Raw genomic sequence first — 554 nt, 5'->3', positions numbered from 1 at the left:
CAAGGTAACCGTAGGGGAACCTGCGGTTGGATCACCTCCTTACCGAAAACGAGAGACAATAAGTGTCCACACAGATTGGCTGATAATTGTAAACAAAGAAAGAAAAAGACCGCACTTTTCATTGCTTACTAGGTCGAGCAAGAGAAACGAATGAAACGAAAAAAGAAGTGCGAATAATAAAAGACAACAAATTATCTTTACCTGTTGTCCCCATCGTCTAGAGGCCTAGGACATCGCCCTTTCACGGCGGTAACCGGGGTTCGAATCCCCGTGGGGACGCCAATTAAAGATGATTTGGTAGATAGACGAAACATTGTTTATCTATTTAAAATTTCTTATTGTTCTTTAAAAAATTGGAAACAAGCTGAAAACTGAGAGATTTTCGAAAGAAAGTCTGAGTAGAAGAAAAAATCTTGACTGAACAAAAGCAGTCAAGTGTTTAGTTGAAACAGCAACATCATTTGTTTTGGAAAACATTTGAGGTTGTATAGTTAAGTGACTAAGCGTACACGGTGGATGCCTAGGCAATCAGAGGCGAAGAAGGACGTGCTAAT

The 554-nt window shown here is 39.9% G+C and carries 1 tRNA gene; it reads left to right on the top strand.

What is annotated here, in order from left to right:
• The first annotated feature begins 206 nt into the window (after positions 1-206).
• Positions 207-282: transfer RNA gene (locus tag ACTG7L_RS10780), tRNA-Glu, on the top strand.
• The last annotated feature ends 272 nt before the right edge of the window (positions 283-554 follow it).

Source organism: Lonepinella sp. BR2357 (assembly GCF_051851525.1).
Taxonomy (GTDB): domain Bacteria; phylum Pseudomonadota; class Gammaproteobacteria; order Enterobacterales; family Pasteurellaceae; genus Lonepinella.
This window is presented reverse-complemented; position numbering and strand designations above follow the sequence as displayed.